This is a genomic window from Microbispora sp. CA-135349, from assembly GCF_050947365.1.
In the GTDB taxonomy this organism is placed as follows: Bacteria; Actinomycetota; Actinomycetes; order Streptosporangiales; family Streptosporangiaceae; genus Microbispora.
The window spans coordinates 4082598-4102570 of sequence record NZ_CP192001.1 but is presented as its reverse complement, the minus strand read 5'-3'; the positions used below and the strand labels follow the sequence as shown (position 1 = coordinate 4102570).

22 protein-coding genes are annotated in these 19973 nt (G+C 71.8%); 14 read left to right on the top strand and 8 right to left on the bottom strand.

The genetic code is table 11. The features are described 5' to 3' along the window. The first annotated feature begins 28 nt into the window (after nt 1-28). The gene (locus ACQPZZ_RS19055; protein WP_432933849.1) at nt 29-1216 is read left to right on the top strand and encodes an Rv2578c family radical SAM protein; all 1188 of its coding nucleotides are present in this window, start codon (nt 29-31) and stop codon (nt 1214-1216) included. 72 nt (nt 1217-1288) lie between these two features. Here the strand turns inward: ACQPZZ_RS19055 and ACQPZZ_RS19050 are convergent, their stop codons facing one another. Then, nucleotides 1289-1939, bottom strand: a complete 651-nt coding sequence (locus ACQPZZ_RS19050; RefSeq protein WP_432933847.1) for a TetR/AcrR family transcriptional regulator — start codon at nt 1937-1939, stop codon at nt 1289-1291. A 233-nt stretch (nt 1940-2172) separates the two neighbouring features. Between ACQPZZ_RS19050 and ACQPZZ_RS19045 the strand changes: the two genes are divergently transcribed. From ACQPZZ_RS19045 to ACQPZZ_RS19030, 4 genes are all read left to right on the top strand, one after another. Next, nucleotides 2173-2820: a CatB-related O-acetyltransferase gene (locus tag ACQPZZ_RS19045; RefSeq protein ID WP_432933845.1), complete on the top strand. Its 648-nt coding sequence runs from the start codon at nt 2173-2175 to the stop codon at nt 2818-2820. Nucleotides 2821-2907: 87 nt separating this feature from the next. Continuing rightward, nucleotides 2908-4191 carry an erythromycin esterase family protein gene (locus ACQPZZ_RS19040; RefSeq protein ID WP_432933843.1) on the top strand — a complete coding sequence of 428 codons (1284 nt, stop codon included), beginning with the start codon at nt 2908-2910 and terminating at the stop codon, nt 4189-4191. Between the two features lie 29 nt (nt 4192-4220). Then, nucleotides 4221-4886 (top strand): class I SAM-dependent methyltransferase, encoded by a 666-nt coding sequence (locus ACQPZZ_RS19035; RefSeq protein ID WP_432933841.1) that lies wholly within the window; start codon nt 4221-4223, stop codon nt 4884-4886. Between the two features lie 113 nt (nt 4887-4999). Then, entirely contained in the window at nt 5000-6382 is a 1383-nt protein-coding gene (locus ACQPZZ_RS19030; protein ID WP_432933839.1) for a glycosyltransferase family 4 protein, read from the top strand. A 63-nt stretch (nt 6383-6445) separates the two neighbouring features. Here ACQPZZ_RS19030 and ACQPZZ_RS19025 read toward each other — a convergent pair whose 3' ends face one another. Further along, nucleotides 6446-7207: an SDR family NAD(P)-dependent oxidoreductase gene (locus ACQPZZ_RS19025; protein ID WP_363637657.1), complete on the bottom strand. Its 762-nt coding sequence runs from the start codon at nt 7205-7207 to the stop codon at nt 6446-6448. A gap of 233 nt (nt 7208-7440) precedes the next feature. Here ACQPZZ_RS19025 and ACQPZZ_RS19020 point away from each other — a divergent pair, with 233 nt between their 5' ends. Beyond that, nucleotides 7441-8292, top strand: coding sequence for a helix-turn-helix transcriptional regulator (locus ACQPZZ_RS19020; RefSeq protein ID WP_432933837.1), 852 nt, complete (start codon nt 7441-7443; stop codon nt 8290-8292). Nucleotides 8293-8420: 128 nt separating this feature from the next. On the opposite strand, the gene ACQPZZ_RS19015 is transcribed toward ACQPZZ_RS19020, so the two are convergent. Next, complete coding sequence (locus ACQPZZ_RS19015) at nt 8421-8930, bottom strand: MarR family winged helix-turn-helix transcriptional regulator (protein WP_432933835.1); 510 nt, start codon at nt 8928-8930, stop codon at nt 8421-8423. Nucleotides 8931-9077: 147 nt separating this feature from the next. Here ACQPZZ_RS19015 and ACQPZZ_RS19010 point away from each other — a divergent pair, with 147 nt between their 5' ends. Beyond that, nucleotides 9078-10175: an NAD(P)/FAD-dependent oxidoreductase gene (locus ACQPZZ_RS19010; protein ID WP_432933833.1), complete on the top strand. Its 1098-nt coding sequence runs from the start codon at nt 9078-9080 to the stop codon at nt 10173-10175. A gap of 78 nt (nt 10176-10253) precedes the next feature. On the opposite strand, the gene ACQPZZ_RS19005 is transcribed toward ACQPZZ_RS19010, so the two are convergent. After that, nucleotides 10254-11213 carry a helix-turn-helix transcriptional regulator gene (locus tag ACQPZZ_RS19005; RefSeq protein ID WP_432933831.1) on the bottom strand — a complete coding sequence of 320 codons (960 nt, stop codon included), beginning with the start codon at nt 11211-11213 and terminating at the stop codon, nt 10254-10256. Between the two features lie 42 nt (nt 11214-11255). Here ACQPZZ_RS19005 and ACQPZZ_RS19000 point away from each other — a divergent pair, with 42 nt between their 5' ends. The 5 genes from ACQPZZ_RS19000 (at nt 11256) to ACQPZZ_RS18980 (ending at nt 15467) form a co-directional block, all read left to right on the top strand. Next, nucleotides 11256-11990 (top strand): alpha/beta fold hydrolase, encoded by a 735-nt coding sequence (locus ACQPZZ_RS19000; protein ID WP_432933829.1) that lies wholly within the window; start codon nt 11256-11258, stop codon nt 11988-11990. 108 nt (nt 11991-12098) lie between these two features. Continuing rightward, entirely contained in the window at nt 12099-12995 is an 897-nt protein-coding gene (locus ACQPZZ_RS18995) for an ATP-binding cassette domain-containing protein (RefSeq protein WP_432933827.1), read from the top strand. After that, nucleotides 12995-13720, top strand: a complete 726-nt coding sequence (locus tag ACQPZZ_RS18990; protein WP_432933825.1) for an ABC transporter permease — start codon at nt 12995-12997, stop codon at nt 13718-13720. Before ACQPZZ_RS18995 ends, ACQPZZ_RS18990 begins: the two co-directional genes overlap by 1 nt. Nucleotides 13721-13740: 20 nt before the next feature. Next, nucleotides 13741-14865, top strand: a complete 1125-nt coding sequence (locus ACQPZZ_RS18985) for a sensor histidine kinase (RefSeq protein WP_432933823.1) — start codon at nt 13741-13743, stop codon at nt 14863-14865. Continuing rightward, nucleotides 14862-15467, top strand: a complete 606-nt coding sequence (locus ACQPZZ_RS18980) for a response regulator (RefSeq protein ID WP_432933821.1) — start codon at nt 14862-14864, stop codon at nt 15465-15467. The genes ACQPZZ_RS18985 and ACQPZZ_RS18980 overlap by 4 nt, the downstream gene beginning before the upstream one ends. A gap of 5 nt (nt 15468-15472) precedes the next feature. Here the strand turns inward: ACQPZZ_RS18980 and ACQPZZ_RS18975 are convergent, their stop codons facing one another. Then, on the bottom strand, nt 15473-15916 hold the full coding sequence (locus tag ACQPZZ_RS18975; protein WP_432933819.1) for a VOC family protein: 444 nt from the start codon (nt 15914-15916) through the stop codon (nt 15473-15475). A gap of 21 nt (nt 15917-15937) precedes the next feature. Between ACQPZZ_RS18975 and ACQPZZ_RS18970 the strand changes: the two genes are divergently transcribed. Continuing rightward, nucleotides 15938-16510 (top strand): CGNR zinc finger domain-containing protein, encoded by a 573-nt coding sequence (locus ACQPZZ_RS18970; RefSeq protein ID WP_432933817.1) that lies wholly within the window; start codon nt 15938-15940, stop codon nt 16508-16510. 73 nt (nt 16511-16583) lie between these two features. Here the strand turns inward: ACQPZZ_RS18970 and ACQPZZ_RS18965 are convergent, their stop codons facing one another. Continuing rightward, nucleotides 16584-17303, bottom strand: coding sequence for a TetR/AcrR family transcriptional regulator (locus ACQPZZ_RS18965; RefSeq protein WP_432933815.1), 720 nt, complete (start codon nt 17301-17303; stop codon nt 16584-16586). 142 nt (nt 17304-17445) lie between these two features. On the opposite strand from ACQPZZ_RS18965, the gene ACQPZZ_RS18960 reads away from it, so the two are divergent. Next, nucleotides 17446-18570, top strand: coding sequence for an FAD-dependent oxidoreductase (locus ACQPZZ_RS18960; protein ID WP_432933813.1), 1125 nt, complete (start codon nt 17446-17448; stop codon nt 18568-18570). 68 nt (nt 18571-18638) lie between these two features. On the opposite strand, the gene ACQPZZ_RS18955 is transcribed toward ACQPZZ_RS18960, so the two are convergent. Then, nucleotides 18639-19622, bottom strand: a complete 984-nt coding sequence (locus ACQPZZ_RS18955; RefSeq protein WP_432933811.1) for a BtrH N-terminal domain-containing protein — start codon at nt 19620-19622, stop codon at nt 18639-18641. Between the two features lie 108 nt (nt 19623-19730). Beyond that, nucleotides 19731-19973, bottom strand: coding sequence for a hypothetical protein (locus tag ACQPZZ_RS18950; protein WP_432933809.1), 243 nt, complete (start codon nt 19971-19973; stop codon nt 19731-19733).

Here is a 19973-nt window from a genome sequence, read left to right as displayed (position 1 = left end):
TCCATCGAACCTCTGTTCTAATCGGAAGGTGCGGTGGGATGGGCTGCGCCTCGACGTGGGCGTCGACACGGGTGACGGCGGGCACGATGACGGTGGCCGGGGCGGTGGGCAGGGCGGCGGGCGTCATGGCGACGGACAGGGCGGGACGACGCCCCTGTTCGCCCGGTCGGCCGTGGCGAGGACCTTCGACACCCCCGAGTTCCGCGGCGTCACCTTCTACGAGATCCACGCGCGGTCGATCATCAACCGGGTGCCCTCGGCCAGCCGGGTCCCGTTCGAGTGGACCGTCAACCCCTATCGGGGCTGCACCCACGCGTGCACGTACTGCTTCGCCCGCAAGACGCACGAATACCTCGATCTGGACTCAGGACGGGACTTCGACTCGAAGATCGTCGTGAAGGTCAACGCCCCCGACCTCGTGCGCAGGGAGCTGGCGGCGCCCCGCTGGGGCGGGCACCCCATCGCGATGGGGACCAACGTCGACTGCTACCAGCGGGCCGAGGGCCGCTACCGGCTGATGCCGGGGATCCTCGCGGCCCTGCGGGACGCCCGCAACCCGTTCTCGATCCTGACCAAGGGTTCGCTCATCCTGCGCGACCTCGGCCTGCTCGCCGAGGCGGCGGAGGTGACCGACGTGAGCACCGCCGTCTCGATCGGGTTCACCGACGAGTCGCTGTGGCGGGCCGTCGAGCCCGGCACCCCGTCGCCGCGCAAGCGGCTGGAGGTGTGCGCCGCCCTCAACGGGCACGGGGTTCCGTGCGGCGTGCTCATGGCGCCGATCCTCCCCTGTCTGTCCGACTCGCCCCGGACGCTGGAGACCACCGTCCGGCGCATCGCCGAGGCCGGCGCCACGCATGTCACACCGATCGTGCTCCACCTGCGGCCCGGCGCGCGTGAGTGGTTCATGGCCTGGCTGTCCCGCGAACACCCCCGGCTGGTCCCCCGCTACCTGGAGCTGTACGGCAGGGGCGCCTACGCCCCCAAGGCCTACCGGGAACGCATCGGCGAGATCGTGCGGTCGCTCGCCCGCGAGCACGGCATCGGCCGGTCGGCCCCACCCGGCGGCGAAGCAGGCGCGCGCGGCGGCCGAGCGGCAGAGGCACGCGGGGCCGGAACAGCGGGGACGCGCGGCGCCAGCGCCGGACAGCGCCCCGGCGGGCGACCGGTTCCGCCGCCCGCGCCCGCCGCGACGCCCGAACAGCTCACACTCCTTTAAGGCGGCCACCTTCCCCCGCGTGGAATGTCACTCTGGGCGGCGTGATCGTCCGATACGGGATCGACGGAGTGATCAGGTGTCGCCGGACGGCGGGGTTCCGTCGAAGGCGCCGGCGGATGCGGCGAGGGTGGCGGTTCTGGCCGCGCGGCCGGGCAGGCCCGGGTCGGGGGGCGTGCGCAGAAGCACCAGGTGGTGGTAGACGGGCGCGGTGGCGGCGATGAGCAGTGGCCGGGCATCGGTGTGCGGGGGGAGTTCGCCGCGCCGGATCGCCCGGTGGACGATGGTCTCGCAGCGGGCGTAGCGGTCTTCCCAGAGCCGCCGTTGGGCGTGGTCGGCCTTGTCGGAGCGGAAGGATGCGGCGATCAGGGCCCCCATGATGGGCGGCTGTGCGGTCAGCGCGTCCTGGATCTCGTGGTTCAGCGCCGCCAGGTCACCTTCCAGAGAGCCGGTGTCCGGGGGTTGCCAGGCGTCGTCGCCCGCCGCGTCCAGGACGTCGGCGAGCAGGCCTCCGACGTCTCCCCAGCGCCGGTACACCGTGGCGCGGTGCACCCCCGCACGGGTCGCGACGGCCTCCATGGTGAGCCCGTCGTAACCGCCCTCTCCGAGCTCCGCCAGGACCGCGTCGAGCACCTGCTCACGGATACGGGCGGTGCGGCCGCCGGGGCGGCGCCGGGACGGCGGCACGGGCTGAGCGCCCTCCGGTGGCGGCGCTGAAGGAGTCATCGCTGATGGTCCGTTTGCTCGATGAGACGGTGTCGTGACAGGATCTTAATGCATCAACTGTCGCAATAGCGGGGGTCATCGGTGGTCATCTGACATTCGCCCGGCCGCGGGCTTCTGACGGCCGCCCCGCCCACGAACCTCCCCGAATGCCGTGAAGTGCCCGAATGCCCGCACAGGTCCTCAACGCCTGCCCCCGACGTCCGCGAAGGTCCTTGCGGAAAGGAAACGTTTTGATGGTGCCCGCCGACCCGACCGTGCTGCATCCGATGCCCGGGCAGCCTCGGGTGGTGCTGCTGAAACCGCTGATCACCTCACCGCTGATCGAGGTCGGCGAGTTCTCCTACTACGACGATCCGGATGACCCGACCGCCTTCGAGACGCGCAACGTGCTGTATCACTACGGGCCGGAGAAACTGGTCATCGGAAAGTTCTGCGCGCTGGGCGAGGGCGTGCGGTTCATCATGAACGGCGCCAACCACCGCATGGACGGCCCCTCGACGTTTCCCTTCCCGATCATGGGCGGTTCCTGGGCGGAGCACTTCGACCTCATCACGGGCCTGCCCGGACGAGGCGACACCGTGGTGGGCAACGACGTCTGGTTCGGCTACCGGGCCATGGTGATGCCCGGTGTCCGCATCGGCCACGGAGCGATCATCGCCTCTGGGTCCGTCGTCGTCGACGACGTTCCCGACTACGGCGTCGTCGGCGGCAACCCCGCCAGGCTCATCCGCCGCCGCTACAGCGACGCGGACATCGACCGCCTCCTCGCCGTCGCCTGGTGGGACTGGCCGATCCGGCACATCACCGAACACCTCCGCACGATCATGTCCGGAAGCGTCGACGACCTGGAGAACGCGGCGGCCGCGCGCCCGCACCGCTGATCCACTCGCGCTCCGGCCCTTCAGAGTCCCGGCCCTTCAGGGTTTCAGCACTTCAGAGTTCCAGCACTTCGGAATGGAGCCATCAGCATGCCTGCTCCGTCCAGCCACAACCCGTTCGCCGGCTGGCTTCACAGCCGCGCCGTTCCGCTCACCCACCTCGACCCGGCCGCGCCACTCGATGACCTGGAGCCGCTGCGCGACATCGTCGGCGACGCGCGCGTCGTCTCGATCGGCGAGAACTCCCACTTCATCACCGAGTTCTCTCTCATGCGCCGGCGCATCCTGCGGTTCCTGGTCGAACGCTGCGGCTTCACCGTCCTGGCCTTCGAGTACGGCTTCAGCGAAGGCTTCCCCCTTGACGCCTGGGCCCAGGGGGAGGGCGCGGACCATGATCTGTCGGATCACCTCGCCGCGGCGATCCCGGTGGGAGTCGAGGAGCCGCTGCGCTGGATGCGCCGGCACAACGCCACGGCCGCGGCGCCGGTGCGTTTCGCCGGAATCGACATCCCGGCGGCCGGTGGTTCCCTGCTTCCCGCCCTGGCTCCGGTCGCCGACTACCTGCGCCAGGTCGATCCCGAAGCCCTAGCGGTCGTCCAGGCGGCGATGCGGATCGCAGAATCGTTCGCCGGTGCCTCCGCGGCCGCGGCCGCGCCCGCGTGGACCCGTCTGACCAGCGCCGAGCAGGACGCCCTCAGCGCGATCCTGATGCGCCTGCTCCTCCGGTTCCGCGCCGTCGAGGTGCTGTACGTCTCCCGCGGCGATCGGGCCGGTTACGACATCGCCCTGCGCCGGCTCGAGGCCGCCTGCCACGCCGACTACGGCTTCCGCGCGATGGCCGGCCTGTACGCCGGCACCGGCCTGACCGCCGACACCTCGGCCCGCGACGTCTACATGGCCGGGTCGGTCCTGTGGCACCTGGAGCGCTTCGGCCCCGGAACCCGCATCGTGCTGGCGGCCCACAACGCCCACATCCAGAAGACGCCGGTCTCGTTCAACGGCCACCTCACCGGGCTCCCCATGGGACAGCATCTGCACGGCTCCCTGGGCGATGACTACGTCGCCCTCGCCCTGACCAGCGTCACCGGGCACACCGCCGACATGCGCCCCGACGAGAACGCGCGCTTCGGGTTCGCCATCGACGACACCGCCCTGCAGCCGCCCGAGCCGGGAAGCGTCGAAGCCGCCTTCGCCGACGCCGGTCTGGGGCTCAGCATCGCCGATCTCCGTCAGGCGCGCCACGGGATCCCCGGCCCCGACCGCATCCGGATACAGAGCGCCTACGTGCACACCCCCGTCCTCGACGCGTTCGACGGCGTCCTCAGCACCCCGTCCTCCACCGTCGCCGACGACGTCCGGCTCCCGGGCGCGTAGCCCCGGACGTGCGGATACGATCGGCGGCCGTGGAGAACGACACGGAGGACGACGCCGAGGATTTCGTCCGCGCGCACACCACGCTCGCGGCCGTGCCATACGTGCCGGAGGTACGGCTGCACACGATCACACCGCTCGTCACCCGGGACGCGGGCGGAGACGACCGCGTGTACGAGCTGTGGGAGCGCGCCGGGCGGCTGCCCTTCTGGGCGTGCCCCTGGGCCGGCGGGCAGGCGCTGGCCCGGCACGTGCTCGACCACCCGGAGATCGTGCGGGGCCGTACCGTTCTCGACCTCGCCACCGGCTCGGGGCTCGTCGCGATCGCCGCGGCGCTCGCCGGAGCCGCCCTGGTCGTCGCCAACGACGTCGACCCGTACGCGCTGGCGGCCGTGAGGGTGAACGCACGCGCCAACGGCGTGGCGGTGCGCGTCGCCGAGGGCGACCTGCTCGACGGGACGCCGTCCCAGCAGGTCGTGCTGGCCGGCGACGTCTACTTCGAGGAGCCGCTGGCCCGGCGGGTCACCCCGTTCCTGTCCCGGGCCGGAGGCGCTGTCCTTATCGGGGTGCCCGACCGCGCTTGCTCCTATCTCCCGGAAGGCGTGTTCGAGCAGGCCGGCGTGCATCGGGTGCCCGCCGCGCTGGAGAACACCCCCAGCAAACGGACGACCATATATCGGCTTTCAGGCACTATGTGATCTAGTTCACAACAACGGGACAACTGCCGGTTACGTCATAGGGAAAGGGGATCTTCATCTGACACGAACGGGGCGTGACTGTGTCTTCTCTTCATCGCAGGGTGGTCAGGAAGGTGGCCGGGAAAGCGGCCAGGACGGTGGTGCGGGCGCTGGAGGCCCGTGACCGGCAGCGTGCCCGCTCGGCGCCGCCACCCGACGGTCATGAGATCCGCATCCTGCTGCTGCACGCCAACGGCATGGGCGGCACGATCCGCACGGTCTTCAACCTCGCCGGATATCTGGCGCGCACCCACGACGTCGAGATCGTGAGCGTCGTACGGGAACGCGAGGAGCCCTTCTTCCCCGTTCCTCCCGGAGTGCGCGTCCGCTACCTCGACGACCGGCTGCCCCGCCGCAAGGGCCTGCTGTCGCGATTCCCGAGCAAACTCGTGCCGAAGGACGAGGCGGCCTACCACTGGTTCACCCTGCGCACCGACCTCAAGCTGGTCCGCTACATCCGCTCCCGCCGCCGCGGCATCCTCATCGGGACCCGGCCCGGCCTGAACCTGATCGCCGCGCGCTTCGCGCCCCCGGAGATCATCACGGTCGCTCAGGAGCACGGGAACCTGGCCTCGCACCAGCCGCTGGTGCGCAAGCAGATCCCCCGCAGGTACGGCAGGCACGACGCGGTCGTCACCCTCACGCAGGCCGACCTGCGCGCCTACGAGCGGTCCTTCGAGAAGGCGCGCAAGGACCTCCCGGCCGTGCTGACGCAGGTGCCCAACGCCACGCCCCGCCTGAACGGCGGCGTCTCGCCGCTCACCGCGAAGACCGTCGTCACCGCGGGCCGCCTGACCTGGGGCAAGGGCTACGACCTGCTCATCCGCGCGTGGGCCCACGTCGCGGCGCGGCATCCGGACTGGACGCTGCGGATCTACGGCGGCGGCCCCCGGCAGGAGAAGCTCCAGGCGTCGATCGACAAGCGCGGCCTGTCCGAGCGGGTGTTCCTCGAAGGCCCGGCCGAGGACGTCGGCGCCGTCCTCGCCGAGGCCTCGATGTTCGTGCTGAGCTCCCGCCACGAGGGCATGGGGATGGTCATCCTGGAGGCGATGAGCAAGGGCGTCCCGGTCGTCAGCTACGACTGCCCGACCGGCCCCAGGGAGGTGATCACCCACGGCCACGACGGGCTGCTGGTGAAGCCGGAGAAGATCCACGCGATGGCCGACGCCATCTGCACGCTGATCGAGGACGAGGACCTGCGCCGTCAACTGGGCGCCAACGCGCTGGAGACGGCCGCCCGCTACGACCTCGACGTCATCGGCGCCCGGTGGGAGGACCTGCTGGCCGGCCTGGTGGACCGGCGGCGCGGCCTGCCGACCGGCGGCGAGCCGCTCGGGCACGGACAGGCCGGGACCGGCGAGCACGACGCCGGGGAACGGCCCGGCCCGCTCGACGCCGCCGCGCTCGACGTCGGCCGTACGCGGGACGTGACGGCACGCCTCAGCCAAAGTGCGTGAACCCCGGGCGGGCGGCCCCCTCAGGGACGGGGAGGAGGACCGCCGGCGGCTCCGGGGCAGCGGTCACAGGAAGATGCCGCCGGAGACCTCGACGCGCTGACCGGTGATCCAGCCGCTCCCGTCGGCGAGCAGGGCGGCGATCGCGCCCCCGACGTCGGCGGGCTCCCCCACCCGTCCCAGCGCGGTCTGCGACGCGAGCAGGGCGCGGAACCCCTCGTCGTCCCGCATGACGCCGCCCGCGAAGTCGGTGCCGACCGGACCGGGGGCGACGGTGTTGACCGTGATGCCGCGCGGCCCGAGCTCCTTGGCGAGGTATCGCGTCAGCACCTCCACCGCGCCCTTCACCGACGCGTACGCCGCCTGCCCCACGCTCGCGAACCTGGTCAGCCCGGTCGAGAGGTTGACGATCCGGCCGCCGTCCGCGATGAGGGGCAGCAGCTTCTGCGTGAGGAAGAAGACGCCCTTGAAGTGCACGTCGAGCAGGGCGTCGAAGTCGCTCTCGGTCGTGTCGGCGAACGCCGCGCTGACCGCGATGCCGGCGTTGTTGACGAGGTAGTCGAAATCGTCCCGGTGCCACCGCTCGCGCAGGGTGCGGCGCAACTCGTCCGCGAAGCCGTCGAACCCCGCCACCACCGCGGTGTCCAGCGGCAACGCAGCCGCGGTGCGGCCGAGACCGGTCACGGACTCGACGACCTCCTCGGCCTGGTCCTTGCCGGCCCGATAGGTGACGACGACGTCGACACCGCGCCCGGCGAGGGCGAGTGCCGTGGCACGCCCGAGGCCCCGGTTGCCGCCGGTGATGAGGGCGATTCGCTGAGAGGTCATGATTGAAGCTCCTGGTCATCGGGACACGGCCCTCTGGCGGGGCCGTCACGCCCAGTTCACCGAGTCGCGCGCCGGCCTGCCACGGCCCACATGTCCACGGCTCACGCAGCCATGGCCCGCGCAGCCATGGCCCGCGCAACCGGGGCCCGCTTATCCGGGGATCGGCAGGCCGTGGATACGCGGTGACCGGCGCGGAAGGATGAGCGGGACGGGAGAAGGCGAGGAGGCCGAGGGTGGACCGCGAGGGACTGGCGGACTTCCTGCGCAAGCGCAGGGAAGCCCTGCAACCCGAGGACGTCGGGATGGTCCGCGGGCCGCGCCGGCGCACCAGCGGGCTCCGCCGCGAAGAGGTGGCCGCCCTCTGTGGCATGTCGAGCGACTACTACAGCCGTCTGGAACGCCTTAGAGGACCGCAGCCCTCGGAGCAGATGCTCGCCGCGATCGCCCGCGGGCTGCGCCTGACCCTCGCCGAGCGCGACCACCTCTTCCGGCTCGCCGGGCACAGCGCACCTCAGCGAGCGCTGCGGGGCGACCACGTGAACCCGGGGATCATGCGTGTGCTCGACCGGCTCTGCGACACCCCCGCCCTGGTCACGACCGCACTCGGCGAGACGCTCCGGCAGACCCCGGCCGCCGTCGCGCTGTTCGGCGACCAGACCGTCTTCAGCGGGATGGCGCGCAGCCTGTTCTACCGGTGGTTCACCGACCGGGCCGAACGGAGCCTCTACCTGGAGGACGACCATCCCCTGTACGGACGCGTGTTCACCTCCCTGCTGCGGGAGGCCGCCACGCGCGAGGGGCCCCGCTCCCGCGCCGCCGCTCTCACCCGCGACCTCCTCGGCCGCAGCGCCGAGTTCGCCGCGCTCTGGGACAGGCACGAGGTCGGTCTCGGGCACCCGGACACCAAGCGGCTGCTGCACCCGGAGCTCGGCGTGCTGGAACTGCAGTGCCAGACGCTGCTCGATCCCGACCAGTCGCAGGCGCTGCTCGTTTACACGGCCACGCCGGGCACCGAGAGCCACGAGAAGCTGCGCCTGCTCGCCGTCATCGGCAGTCAGGCTCTGGGGGACGGGAATCGGCTATAGCCGGGACCGGACGGAAGGCAGGACGGTGGGCCAGGTGAGTCACCCGGTTCTCCCATCGTCTGTCGTCGCCTGGTGCGGGTGGCTCCGTCACCGTCGTCGCGCCATGCGGCGTGGCCCGCTGCGGGCCGTTACGTGATCGACTGATCGGCGCTCTCCGCGGCGATGCCATCGGCGCCCTCACCGGAACGCGCTTCGACGCGGTCGACCATCTGCCGGCTCCACATATGGATGGCCGCGGCCTGCTCGGGCGTGAGCGTTTCGAAGAAGTACCGGCGGATGTTGTCCGCGTGCCCCAGGATGGCGTTCTCCACGGCGCTGCGGCCCTTGGCGGTCAGTCCGACGCCGATCCGGCGGCCGGACCGGTCCTCGGTCCTGTCCACGAGCTCGCGGTTCTCCATCCGCGTCAGCTGGTGCGCCACCCGGCTTTTCTCCCAGGCTAGTGACTCGGCGAGCTCACCCACGCGCATCCGGCCCTCGGCCGCCCGGTGAAGCGTCACGAGCACGCTGAACTCGGCCTTGGAGATGCCGTAGTCGCGCTGCAGATCGCGGTCCAGCTCACGGGCCAGGAGACGCTGCGCCTGCATCCAGCTGTTCCACAGCTCCCACTGCTCGGGTTCCAGTGTGCGGGGCTTCGCCATGACACCAGCATAACGACCCGAAGTTGACGTGACAACTCGCCCGTGCTTAGAGTTGTCACGTCAACTTCGGGTGGTGCCCTGCGCGGCCTTCCGTCATGGTGCGCCGCGCATCGCCACCCAGCGGCGGCAATGCGCTGAGGAGCGAGAATGAATCACACAGTGGTGGTCGTCGGGGGAGGGTATGGAGGGTCGCTGGTCGCCAGGGAGCTGGACTCCGAGGCCGACGTCACGCTCATCGACCCCCGGGAGGCCTTCGTCAACGCGGCCGCGTCGCTGCGGGCACTGACTCGCCCGGACTGGGCGCACAACGCGTTCTTCTCGTTCGCGACGCTGCTCCAACGGGGGCGGGTGATCCGCGACAGGGCCGTCTCGGTGGACCCGAAGGGCGTCACGCTCGCTTCTGGTGAGCGAGTCGAGGCCGACTATCTGGTTCTGGCCACCGGTTCCAGCTACACATATCCGGCCAAACCGCGCGATGCGTCGACGAGCATCGCCCAGCAGCTGAACGATCTGCGCGAGACCCACGAGGAGTTGGCCGGCACCGGCCGCGTGCTGATCCTCGGCGCCGGCCCGGTCGGTCTGGAGCTCGCCGGGGAGATCAAGGACGTCTGGCCGGACAAGCATGTGGTCGTCCTCGACAGGGCCGATCAGTTGCTCCCCGGCTTCCTTCCCGAGGTGCGGAACGCGCTACGCCACCAGCTGGACGAGCTCGGTATCGACGTGCGGACGGGTACCGGTCTGACCGCGTTGCCGGCGGTCGCGGCCGGTCGGGCCGGCCGTTTCGCGGTCACTACCGACAAGGGCGAACAGATCGTGGCAGACATCTGGTTCCAAGCCTTCGGAGTCGAGATCAACACCGGCTACCTGGCCGACGGATGCCTCTCTCCGCTGACCGGGCAGAAAACAATCCCGGTCACCGAGCGACTGAACGTCCAGGGCTACGAACACATCTACGCGATCGGGGACATCGTCGCTCTACCCGACCCCAAGATGGCCTCCTATGCGATGACCCATGCCGACATCGTGGTGCAGAACCTCAAAGCGCAGCTGGCCGGCGACCAGCCGGACGCCGTTCACACCCCGGCATCCGAACGGAGAATCCTGCTTCCGCTGGGAACGCGCGCGGGCATCGGCCAGCTCCCCACACCGGACGGTGTCGCCGCGGCCACGGCCGAGACGGTCTACCAACGCAAGGGCGCCGACCTGTTCACCGCACGATTCGCCTCCCGGTTCGGCAGCACCTGACAGATCCGTCGAACGACCAGTCCCGCTGCACCACACCACCCGGCCCTTCCTGACGGGACTCTTCATACGCCCGCCACGTCAGCCCCTCGGAGCCCGGCCGGCCCACTCCTCCAGGCCACGGGCGAGCACGCGGACCTCCTCGCGCAGCTCGGGCGGGCCGACCACGGTGAACGGCACGCCGAGCCCGGCCAGCACCCGCGCCATGCCGTCCAGGCGTTCGGCACGGCCGGTCATCCGGACGCCGCCCTCCACGGGCGTGAGGGTCGCGACCGTCGGCGGAACGCGGCGCCGCGCCTCCTCCGGCGTCGTCTCCAGCACCACCTCGACCTCGTACCGGTACGGCACGGAGGCCAGCGAGCTCGTCACGTGGGCGACCGCGTCGAACTCCGCCGGTTGCGTGAACTCCTCCTCCGTGGGCGCCGCCCGGCCGATCCGGTCGACACGGAACGTGCGCACCTCCCCGCGCCGGTGATCGTGGCCGGTCAGGTACCACCGGCCCGAGTGGAACACCAGCCCGTACGGATCGACCGTGCGCTCGCTGTCCTCCCCCGCGTACGAGCGGTAGACCAGCCGTACGCGGCGACCACGGCGGGCCGCGTCGGCCAGCGTCAGCAGCGTGGCCCCGCTCGGGCGGGAGGTCGCGGCCGAGCGGGAGGTCAGGGCGACCATGTCCTCGACGGCGCCGACCCGTTCGCGCAGGGCGGCGGGCAGCACGCGCCGGATCTTCGCGAGCGCGCTCTCGGCCGCCCCCTCGCCCACCGTGAGGCCCGCGCGGCGCCCCGCGAGCAGGCCGAGCACCACGGCGGCCGCCTCGTCGTCGGTCAGCATGAGCGGCGGCAGCCGGTATCCCGGCATGAGCCGGTAGCCGCCGTAGCGTCCCCGCTCCGCCTCCACCGGAATGCCGAGGTCCTCCAGCCTGCGTACGTAGCGGCGCACGCTCCGCACGTCGACCTCCAGGCGCTCGGCGAGCTCGGGCCCGGTGAGCCCGGGCCGGGCCTGCAGCAGTTCCAGGAAGGCGAGGACGCGATTGGTCGACATATCAGGACCGATTCTGCCCTGGTTCGGCTCTAGCGTCGACGCATGACGACATACGTACTGGTCCCTGGTTTCTGGCTCGGCGCGTGGGCGTGGCGGGACGTGACCGCCGCCCTCCGGGGCATGGGGCACGAGGTCCACCCCCTGACCCTCACCGGCCTCGCCGACCGCGCCCACCTCGCCTCCCCCGATCTCGATCTCGACACCCACATCCGCGACATCACCGGCCTCTTGGAGGCCGAGGACCTGCGCGACGTCGTGCTCGCCGGTCACAGCGGGAGCGCCGCCGCCGTCACCGGAGCCGCCGCCCGCGCGGCCGGCCGCGTGAGCCGGGTCGTGTACGTCGAGAGCGGCCCGGTGCCGGACGGCATGGCCCAGATCGACCTGATGGGGCGGGAGTTCGTCGAAAAGCGCGTCGAGGACGGCTGGCGCTACCCCATGCCCTCCTTCGACGAACTGCAGGAGTCGGGCGCGAGCCTGGAGGGGCTGGGCGAGCGGGAGCGTGCGCTGATGGCCACCCGCGCCACCGGCCAGCCGGTCGGCACGATCACTCGGCCCCTCGACCTGGGCGAGGACGCCGACGCGTTCGCCGCGCTGCCGAAGACGCTCGTCAGCTGCTCGTTCCCGCTCACGCAGGTCAAGGAGCTGATCGCGGCCGGGCACCCGGCGTTCGCACCGCTGAGCGGGCCGGAATGGGAGCTGCGCGAGCTGCCCACCGGCCACTGGCCGATGCTTTCCCGCCCGGCAGATCTGGCCGCACTTCTTGCCGAGGTGATCTGACAGGCCGACGCCTTTACATTGTAGATTCCCTGGGTGGGACTTTTGTCCTGCCCAGGGTCGTATCGATCTCTCTACCTGGGCCGACGGCGCCCGCCTACCGTCGACCTCGTGACCACGAACACCCCCGACGCCGTGTCCCTGACCTCGGCGACCAAGCGTTTCGGCCCCGTGCGGGCCGTGGACGGGCTCACGCTCGCCATCCCCCGCGGCCAGACTGTGGCGCTGCTCGGCCCCAACGGCGCGGGCAAGTCGACCACCATCGCCCTGCTGCTCGGGCTGCTGCCGCCCGACTCCGGGCGGGCCGCGCTGTTCGGCCTCGACCCCGAGCAGGCCGTACGGCAGGGCCGGGTGGGCGCGATGCCCCAGGAGGGCGGCCTGATCCCCCGGGTCACGGTCCGGGAGCTGCTGGCCTTCGTGGCCGGAACCTACGCCGCTCCCCTCCCCCTCGACCGGGTGCTCACGCTCGCCCGGATCGCTGAGCTGCGCGACCGCCGGGTGGACCGGCTGTCCGGCGGGCAGGCGCAGCGCGTGCGGTTCGCCATGGCGGTGTGCGGCGACCCCGATCTGATCGTCCTCGACGAGCCCACCGCTGCCCTGGACGTGGAGGCCCGGCGCGAATTCTGGGAGGGCATGCGCGGGCTGGCCAGCCAGGGCAAGACGATCCTGTTCAGCACCCACTACCTGGACGAGGCCGACGAGCACGCCGACCGCGTCGTCGTGCTCGGTCACGGCCGGGTGATCGCCGACGGCACCAGCGCGGAGATCAAGCGGGCGGCGGCGCTGACCACGGTGAGCGTGACCGCCGACGGCGAGTCCGCCTGGCTGGCGACCCTGCCGGGCGTGCGCCACATGGAGATCAGGGGCGGCCGGGCCCACCTGCGCAGCGGCGACTCCGACGCCACCGTCATGGCCCTCGCCCGCGCGGGCGCCGTACGCGACCTGGAGGTCGTTCCGGCCGATCTGGAGGACGCCTTCGTGGCCCTCACGACGAAGGAGAACGCGTGATGTGGGGATACATCCGGCTCGAACTCACCAGGTCCATGCGCGACGGCGGCTACGTGATCTTCGGGATCGTGATGCCGGTCGTCATGTATCTCGTCTTCACCAACCTCGGCCTCGCCCCCGGCGACCGGCACGACGCCGCGATCTACACGATGGTCAGCATGGCGGCGTACGGCGCGCTCGGCGGCGCGTTCAACAACGGCAGCGGCATCGCCGAGGACCGCGCGGCGGGGTGGCTGCGCCAGTTGCGGCTCACCCCGCTGACCCCGGCCCAGGTGGTGGCCGGGAAGGTGGTCACCGGAGTGGTCGGCGTCGTGCCGAGCATCGCGGCCGTGCTGCTGGCCGGCGTGCTGGTCAACCACGTCACGCTCCCCCCGCAGCGGTGGCTGGCGATCGTCGCGCTCCTGTGGGCGGGCACCGTGCCCTTCTCCCTGCTCGGTCTCGGCAACGGCTACCGTCTGTCGGGCCAGTCGGCGGCGATGGCCAACATCGCGACCATGCTGACGCTGGCCATCCTCGGCGGCCTGTGGGTGCCGGTCGAGAACTTCCCGTCCTGGCTGCGGGCGATCGCCGAGTGGACCCCGTCCAACAGCTACGCCGGCCTGTCCTGGCGGATCGCGTTCGGCGACGTCCCCACTTTCCGTCAGGTCGTCCTCCTGTCGGCCTGGCTGCTCGTCTTCGGCGTCTACGCCGTGTACGGCTACCGCCGCGCCGGACGCCGGGCCTGACCGCTAATGTGACGTTCCCGATGACGACAGAACGCGACACCTGGCTCGACCCGCTGCGCGAGGGCGAGCGCGGCCCCGACGCCAAGGGCATGTACATGTGGGTGGCCGTGACGGCGGCGCCCGTGTGGGACATCGCGCACGGCCGGTCCCATCCCCTCTGGGTGGCCTGGCCGGCCGCGCTGGCCGCCGCCGGGCTCTACGTGGTCACCACGCACTTCGCCTTCGCCGACCGGCGGCGCGCCCTGCCGGTGCTCGGGCTGCTCGCGGTGGTGGTCCTCGCGTCCGCCGCCGGGTTCCGGCACAACTGGCTCTATCTGATCGTCATGCTGGCCGTCGCCACCGGGGTCACCGTGCGCGGCAGGATCCTGCCGGTGGTGCTGTTCGCGGAGTGCGGCGCCGCGCTGGCCGTGGCCGTGGCGGCCGGCGCGTCCCTCACCGGCGTCCTCTCCATGATGTGGGGCACGTTCACCGCGGGTCTCATTCCGGCGATCATCATCCGGCTGTGGGAGGCCATCCACGAGCTCAAGGCCACCCGCGAGGAGCTGGCCCGGGCCGCGGTGACCGAGGAGCGGCTGCGCTTCTCCCGCGACCTGCACGACCTGCTCGGGCACACCCTCTCGGTCATGGTCGTCAAGGCCGAGGCCGTACGCCGGCTGTCGCGGGTGGACGCGGACGCGGCGGCCGGGCAGGCGGCCGACATCGAGCAGGTCGGGCGGCAGGCGCTGACCGAGGTGCGGGCCGCCGTCACGGGCTACCGGGGCAGGGGCCTGGCCGCCGAGCTCGACTCCGCCCGCGCGGCGCTCGCGGACGCCGGCATCGGGGCGACCGTCCGCACCTCCTCCGTACGGCCCGACCCCGAGATCGACGCGCTGCTCGGCTGGGCCGTGCGCGAGGGCGTGACCAACGTCGTGCGGCACAGCCGCGCGACGAGCTGCGCGATCGGCCTGCGCGACGACGGCGGGCTCCTGGTGCTGGAGATCCGCGACGACGGCCCGCCGAAGAAGGCCCAGGGGCACGGCAACGGGCTGATCGGCCTGCGCGAGCGGGTGAGGGCCGCCGGCGGCACCGTGGAGACCATGGCGCCGCAGGAGGGAGGCTTCCTGCTCCGGGTGGCCGTCCCGTACGCGAAGGAGAACGACGAGTGATCAAGGTGCTGCTGGCCGAGGACCAGGGCATGATGCGCGGGGCGCTGGCCCTGCTCCTCGGCCTGGAGGAGGACATCGAGGTCGTCGCGCAGGTCGGCCACGGCGACGAGGTGGTGGACACCGCGCTGCGCACCCGGCCCGACGTGGCCCTGCTCGACATCGAGATGCCGGGCCGCGGCGGGCTGGAGACCGCCGCCGACCTGCGCGAGCGGCTGCCCGGCTGCGCCGTGCTCATCCTCACGACGTTCGGCCGGCCCGGCTACCTGCGCCGCGCGATGGAAGCCGGGGCGCGCGGGTTCCTGGTCAAGGACGGACCGGTCGAGGACCTCGCGGACGCCGTCCGCCGCGTGCTGCGCGGCGAGCGGGTCATCGACCCCGCTCTCGCGGCGGCCGCGCTCAGCACCGGCCCGAGCCCGCTGACCGACCGGGAGCGGGACGTCCTCGGCGCGGCGGCCGACGGCTCGACGATCTCCGACATCGCCGCCCGCCTTCACCTGTCGGAGAGCACGGTGCGCAACTACCTGTCGTCGGCAATCGGCAAGACCGGCACCAGGAACCGGATCGAGGCCGCGCGCCTGGCCCGCCACAACGGCTGGCTGTAGAGCACCTACTGCACGTCGAACTCGTTGCCCTCGGGGTCGGCCATGGTGACGTGGTGGGTCCCCGGCTCCCGCACGGTCCGCAGCACGGTCGCGCCGAGCGCCTTGAGCCGGTCCACCTCGGCGTCCCTGCGCTCGGGGCCCGCGTGCAGATCGATGTGCAGGCGGTTCTTGCCGGCCTTCGGCTCGGGCACCGTTTGGAAGAGGATCCGGCGGCCGAGGCCGGTGCCGCTGTGCGGATCGACCGGGTCGTCCGGGTGTCGTACGGCCCGCAGCGTCCGGAAGGCCGCGTGGTCCGGGGTCACCGCCTCCTCCCCCACGACACCGGCGGCCAGGAGCCGGCCGACCACCGCGCTGTTGTCCTCCACTTCGTATCCCAGGGCCTCCGCCCAGAACGCGGCCTGCGCGTGCGGGTCGGCGGCATCGATGACGAGCTTCCATTCGAGAGTCATGTAACCCTTTATAGTGGTTACATGAGCCTGACGCTACACCCGCGTGACGGGGTCTCCTTCCGCTTCGATCCGGGTGCGCTCTGCCTGGAGTTCCTGGTGAGCGGCGGCGTGGGGGTGTACGCCCACTACGAGACGCTGCACGAGCCGGACGACCTGGCCCGGTGGGCCGGCGTGTCCCGGCTCGGCCTGGAGCGGGTGGACACGACGGCCGGCGATCTCGTCCGCGCGAAAACCCTGCGCACCGCCCTGTGGGGACTGGCCGGCGACCACGTCAGCGGACGCACGCCGCGGCAGGCGGACGTGGACGCGGTCAACCACGCGGCCTCGGGGCCGCCGCTGACGCCCGTGATGACGGCCGGCGGCCTGAGATCCTGGGCCGCCCCGGCGACCGGCGCCCAGGTGGTCGCTACCGTCGCGAGGGACGCGATCGAGTTGTTCACCGGACCGTACGCGGACCGTGTGCGGGAGTGCGCGGGAGACAACTGCGCCCTCGTCTTCGTCGACACCTCACGCCCGGGCAGCAGGCGCTGGTGCTCCATGGAGCGGTGCGGCAACCGCCACAAGGTCCGCGCCCACCGCTCCCGCGAAGGGTAGTGCGGTAGGCCCGTCCGGCACGTGCGATTCGCGCGGGATATCGCCCGGACCGCCCCCGGCGCCAGGGGGACGGCTACGTGGTGAGCGAGTGGCTGACAGCGATGCCGGCCAGGATGAGCGCGATCCCGTCGAGGAACTGCTCGCGGTCGTCGTGCCCGCGCACCTGGTCCGCGACGGCCCGCGTGAACGGGTAGTCGCCGGGGTCGAGCTCCTTCCACGCCGCCGACACGGCGTCGAGGAGCGCGGCACGGTCCACGCCGGGCCGCTCAGCGCTGGCACTCGCGGTGCTCGCGGCGTTCGCGGCGTTCTGGCCGGCGGCGCCGAGGATGTAGTGCATCAGCGCCGAGGTCGCCGTGAACCAACTGCCCTCGGGCACGCCAAGCGCACGGACCTGCCGTCCGATGCTTTCGAAGATCCGCGGTGCCACCGTCCCCCAGGGGCTGCGGGACAGCTGCGTCGCGAGCTGCGTGGTGAGCCACGGGTGTTCCTCGACCGCGTCGAACAGCCCGAGCGCGACGGCGCGGATCCCGTCCTGCGGCGAGACCGGAGAAGCGGTGGGCTCGACCGCCACGGCGGCGGCGACGACGGCGTCCGTGGCGGCGGCGAGGAGTTCGGTCTTGCCCGTGACGTGCCAGTAGATCGCCCCGGGGCCGGTCGCGAGGCGCTCGGCCAGCGCGCGGAACGTGAGACCGCCCTCGCCCACCGTGTCGAGCAGCTCGACGGCGGCGCCGACGATGCGCTCCCGCGAGAGCGGATCCTGCCGTCGCTCCGGACCACGCGCCCTGGTTGCCATGCGCACATTCTAAAGGCTTTGGAACACCATTCCAGCTTGACAGTGCCTGGAACGGCGTTCCACACTGCCGTTCCTGGAACAGCGTTCCAGACATTGGGCCGCAGGTGTCCGCCCAGCGGCCCGTGATCAGGAGGGAAGCCCCATGACCACGCACGTCACGATCATCGGCGCCGGGCTCGGCGGTCTCACGCTCGCCCGCGTTCTGCACGTCAACGGAATCCCGGCCACCGTCTACGAGGCCGAATCCTCCCCGGCGGCACGCGCGCAGGGCGGGATGCTCGACATCCACGACCACAACGGCCAACCGGCTCTTCGGGCGGCGGGCCTGATCGAGCCGTTCCGCGGCCTCGTCCTGGAGGGCCGTCAGGCCGCACGGGCCCTCGCCCCGGACGGGACCGTTCTGCTCGACGAACCCGACGACGGCACGGGTGGACGCCCCGAGGTGATGCGCGGCGAGCTGCGACGGATGCTGCTCGACTCGCTCCCGGCCGGCACCGTCCGATGGGGCCACAGGGCAACCGGCGTCCGCGCCCTCGGCGACGGCCGCCACGAGGTGACCTTCGCCGACGGCACCTCCGTCGTCACGGGCCTGCTGGCCGGCGCGGACGGCGCGTGGTCACGGGTCCGGCCGCTGCTCTCCGACGCCACACCCGAGTACGCGGGCATCTCGTTCATCGAGACCTACCTGTTCGACGCCGACACCCGGCACCCGGCCGGCGCGAAGGCGGTCGGCGCAGGGGCGATGTACGCGCTCACGCCGGGGAAGGCGATCATGGCTCACCGGGAGAGCGGCGCAACCCTCCATGTCTACGTGGCGCTCCGCAAACCGCAGCGCTGGTTCGCCGACATCGATTTCACCGATCGCCTCGCCGCGACCGCACAGATCGCACAGGAGTTCCACGGCTGGGCACCGGAGCTCACCGCGCTGATCACCGACAGTGACACCGCGCCTGTCCTGCGCCCCATCAACACCCTGCCCAGCGGACACCGGTGGGATCGCGTTCCGGGGGTGACCCTGCTCGGCGACGCCGCCCACCTCATGCCCCCGTCCGGCGAAGGCGCCAACCTGGCCATGTACGACGGCGCCGAGCTCGGCAAGGCCATCGCCGCGCATCCCGGCGACGTCGAGACCGCGCTCGTCGAATACGAGCGGGCCCTGTTCCCCCGCAGCGCGGCGGAAGCCGCAGACGCCGCCCACCTCCAAGAGCTCATGTTCGGCGACGACGCACCCCGTCGCCTGCTCGACATGTTCGCCGGGCACGAGTAGCGGGAGCGCTCGCGCGACACGGGCACGGCGGGCTCCCGGACCGGATGCCCGGCAGGCTTTCCCCGGGACTACAGCCGGCGCAGCACCTGCATGGCGTCCTTCTCGATGCGCGAAAGATCGCGGAGGATGGCGCCGGCCTGCGCGAGGCATTCCGCGTCGCCACTCTCTCCCGCCTTCGCGATCAGGGCGGACACGTGCGTCCACAGGACGGCGGCCTCGGCGTACAGCCGGTGACCGGCGCGGAGGTCGTCGTCGTCGATCAGCCGCGTGCACTCGTCGAGGAAGTCGCGATACAGGGCGCGAAACAGGGCGCCGCCGGTGCCGCCCTGCTCCATGAGGAGGCCGGCCCGCGGCAGGTCCTGCTCCGGCTCGCCGGCACGCAGCAGCCATCCGGGCACCTGCCTGCCGGCTTTCTCGATGCCGCGGTAACCCAGATTCGCGATGGGAGCGGCGAGGAACGCGTCGGCGCAGTCCTTGACGGCGGGGATGATCTGGTTCTGCCAGGCGAGCGGGCATGCCGGCAGGGTGACGGTGAAGGAGCGGTTCCTCGCGGTCATCGGGCCGCGTGCGGCCCGCGCCATGGCGAAGCCGGCCCGGCTGGTGCGCACCGCTCCCCCCTGCTGGGCGGTGTCCACGAGGTGGACGTCGTGCTCGTCGTAGCCGTACATCGCGACGACATGACCGCCGAAGTGCACCTTGGAGCGGAAATAGTCCAGGTGGTAGCTGTCGAGCTGGACGCCGACCGGCCGTCCGGCGTCGACGGGGGCGGCCACGTTCTCCCACGCCTTGCGCGGTGAGGTGGTCTCCTCGGTCGTCAACGTCAGCCCCAGCCTGGCGGCCAGGTTCCTGGTGAGGTCGAACGGCTTGACGCGGCCTCCGAGAAAGGGGAACGGCATGCCCTTGCTGTCCCAATAGACGAACGACAGGCCCGAGCCCAGCCCGAACAGCATGGGCTCGGACAGATCGAGTCCCTCGTGCCGCAACAGCACTCCCAGCGCCGTCGTCTCGCAGTGGTGCATTCCACGGGCCTCGACGTCCTTCACGACGGCCATGCTCGATCTCCTCACGCCGACGCGGCGAACGGTCTCGCCGCCCCCATCCCTGATCGCCGAAGTAGCGTCGGGCCTCCCACAGTGGGAGAGTCCACCGGCGGCGGGCGACTACGTCGGCAAGCCGGCCGAGACCGGGATCGACCGGCCTGCGGGCTCCCGAGGTTCCCGGCCCAGCCGTCTGACCGGTTTGATCGACAGCAGCGCCGTCACCACGCCGGCCGTCACCAGGGCCGACCCCAGCATGAAGGCGCGCGGTTCGACCAGCGCGGTGACCGGACCGGCCAGCGCCTGCCCGACTGCCATGCCGGCGACCGACCCGGCCACCTGGTAGGCGTTGACCCGGTTCACCAC

What these genes read in the sequence shown, in the direction of transcription:
- ACQPZZ_RS18990 (WP_432933825.1), top strand. Translation starts at nt 12,995, where the DNA reads ATGTGGGGATACATCCGGCTCGAACTCACCAGGTCCATGCGCGACGGC.
- ACQPZZ_RS19025 (WP_363637657.1), bottom strand. Translation starts at nt 7,207, where the DNA reads ATGACCTCTCAGCGAATCGCCCTCATCACCGGCGGCAACCGGGGCCTC.
- ACQPZZ_RS19050 (WP_432933847.1), bottom strand. Translation starts at nt 1,939, where the DNA reads ATGACTCCTTCAGCGCCGCCACCGGAGGGCGCTCAGCCCGTGCCGCCG.
- ACQPZZ_RS19005 (WP_432933831.1), bottom strand. Translation starts at nt 11,213, where the DNA reads ATGTCGACCAATCGCGTCCTCGCCTTCCTGGAACTGCTGCAGGCCCGG.
- ACQPZZ_RS19010 (WP_432933833.1), top strand. Translation starts at nt 9,078, where the DNA reads ATGAATCACACAGTGGTGGTCGTCGGGGGAGGGTATGGAGGGTCGCTG.
- ACQPZZ_RS19000 (WP_432933829.1), top strand. Translation starts at nt 11,256, where the DNA reads ATGACGACATACGTACTGGTCCCTGGTTTCTGGCTCGGCGCGTGGGCG.
- ACQPZZ_RS19040 (WP_432933843.1), top strand. Translation starts at nt 2,908, where the DNA reads ATGCCTGCTCCGTCCAGCCACAACCCGTTCGCCGGCTGGCTTCACAGC.
- ACQPZZ_RS18965 (WP_432933815.1), bottom strand. Translation starts at nt 17,303, where the DNA reads ATGGCAACCAGGGCGCGTGGTCCGGAGCGACGGCAGGATCCGCTCTCG.
- ACQPZZ_RS19015 (WP_432933835.1), bottom strand. Translation starts at nt 8,930, where the DNA reads ATGGCGAAGCCCCGCACACTGGAACCCGAGCAGTGGGAGCTGTGGAAC.
- ACQPZZ_RS19045 (WP_432933845.1), top strand. Translation starts at nt 2,173, where the DNA reads ATGGTGCCCGCCGACCCGACCGTGCTGCATCCGATGCCCGGGCAGCCT.
- ACQPZZ_RS18975 (WP_432933819.1), bottom strand. Translation starts at nt 15,916, where the DNA reads ATGACTCTCGAATGGAAGCTCGTCATCGATGCCGCCGACCCGCACGCG.
- ACQPZZ_RS18960 (WP_432933813.1), top strand. Translation starts at nt 17,446, where the DNA reads ATGACCACGCACGTCACGATCATCGGCGCCGGGCTCGGCGGTCTCACG.
- ACQPZZ_RS18970 (WP_432933817.1), top strand. Translation starts at nt 15,938, where the DNA reads ATGAGCCTGACGCTACACCCGCGTGACGGGGTCTCCTTCCGCTTCGAT.
- ACQPZZ_RS18985 (WP_432933823.1), top strand. Translation starts at nt 13,741, where the DNA reads ATGACGACAGAACGCGACACCTGGCTCGACCCGCTGCGCGAGGGCGAG.
- ACQPZZ_RS18955 (WP_432933811.1), bottom strand. Translation starts at nt 19,622, where the DNA reads ATGGCCGTCGTGAAGGACGTCGAGGCCCGTGGAATGCACCACTGCGAG.